The 1,782-nt window shown below is 33.8% G+C and carries 2 protein-coding genes; both read right to left on the minus strand.

From position 1 onward, the window contains the following. Window positions 1–72: 72 nt before the first annotated feature. Window positions 73–414, minus strand: coding sequence for a hypothetical protein (locus ACKI2P_RS01120; protein ID WP_407374410.1), 342 nt, complete (start codon window positions 412–414; stop codon window positions 73–75). 691 nt (window positions 415–1,105) lie between these two features. Next, the gene (locus ACKI2P_RS01125; protein ID WP_407374411.1) at window positions 1,106–1,354 is read right to left on the minus strand and encodes a hypothetical protein; all 249 of its coding nucleotides are present in this window, start codon (window positions 1,352–1,354) and stop codon (window positions 1,106–1,108) included. Window positions 1,355–1,782 lie beyond the last annotated feature (428 nt).

Below are 1,782 nucleotides of genomic sequence, written 5' to 3' on the forward strand. Positions count from 1 at the left end.
GAAATACAAGCAGCATGCTAATCAGCATCATCATCACATAAAAATAAATGCATTGAATATACCTGCATAATGCTAATCATCATCATCATCACTTCTAATCAAATCATCATTATTATCATCATCATTATCATCATCACCAACGACTTCATTATCATACTCAATTTCCTCATCCGAATCCATTTCATTATCGTCTCCCCAATTTCCCTCTACCGTAAGCAAATCATTTTGGTTGACTTCTTCATAATAAGATGTGTCAACAAATATACTTGGTTCATCAAGTGTCATATTAGGAAGCACACAACATGGTTGAGAAATTTCATCTGATTGATCAACATCAAATGTTTTAACATTGTCATTGTTTTCAATAAATTCACCCATCTCAACATTATAACGACTTCTAGCTGTTGTCTTCATAACTGCCCACCATTCTGAAGATTTATTATCGGGTGGACACGTATAGTAGACTTGTTGACATTGCTGCGCCAAGACAAAATCTTCACTTCCATGTAGTCTAGAGGTATGCTTGATCTCAACCAAACCATTTGAACGATGCACTTTAAGCCCACGTTTGGTATCGTACCAATGACACTTAAACATAAAAACCTTGCACTTACTCCCTAAATATTTAAGCCGGATCACTTCTTCAAGCATTCCATAGTAATCAATTTCATTACCATTGTAGCAACTTCCTTTTACACAAACCCCGCTATTCATTGTTTTTTTATACCGACCATAAAATGCAGTATGAAATTTAAACCCATTGACATAATACCCATTATAACATTTCACGGAATTTGACGGACCCATAGAAAGAGCAAAGATTTGATTCTCAATTCCGGTTGATTTGTATTCAACCTAGCATAACAATAACAATGTATGAATTATTATTTCATACAAAATAGTAAATTTAACAAAATATGTCGTGAAAAATACTTACATGGTTTTTCAACCAAATTGGAAATTCAACCTCGCATAGTTTTTCAATTTCAATATCGGTCAATTGTGGTTGTCGTGAATGTAGCTCAATCCGACATTGCCTAAATCTTTAATTGTTAGTTGAAATCAAGTTATTATAAATTCAGAAACAAAATAAAATATTTCACACTTACTCTATATAGGGTTTCAATTCTTGACAATTGAAAATGACATAGTTGTGCGCAATTTTCATTTCTTCCTGCGATAATTGCCGTCTATAATATTTTTTAGACAATTTTCGTCCTGGATAGGAAAAAATAGAAAGTTGTCCACCTTCACTTTTAGCTCCACCATCGTCATTTCGTGGAACTCGATTCCATATTGTTTGAACGTCATCACCAAAATAATAAGACGCAAAATTTGTAATTTCATCTATCAAGTACGCTTCACATATGGAACCCTCTACTTGGGCTTTATTGGTGACTTTCTTCTTCAAATAGAACATATACCTACATTATTTATGTTAATTAGTTAGAAAAAAAAACAAATTATTCAATTAAAGTGCATAAAAATTACATTGTATGAAAACATACCGTTCAAATGGATACATCCATCGATATTGAACGGGTCCACCAACTTGTGCCTCATAAGGTAGGTGTATTGCTAAGTGTTCCATGGAGTCGAAGAACGATGGAGGGAAAATCCTTTCAAGTTTACAAATTATTTCAATAATATTTCTCTGCATCAACTCCAAGTGTTGGAAATTTAAATTAGTCGCACAGATGTCTCGAAAAAATACTGACAATTCTGTTAATGCCTCCCACAATGGTCTAGGCAAGTAAGGTCGGAACGCAACAGGCAGAAGTC

Source organism: Methanobrevibacter sp. (assembly GCF_045541095.1).
GTDB lineage: Archaea > Methanobacteriota > Methanobacteria > Methanobacteriales > Methanobacteriaceae > Methanocatella.

What these genes read in the sequence shown, in the direction of transcription:
- ACKI2P_RS01120 (WP_407374410.1), bottom strand. Translation starts at nt 414, where the DNA reads ATGAAGACAACAGCTAGAAGTCGTTATAATGTTGAGATGGGTGAATTT.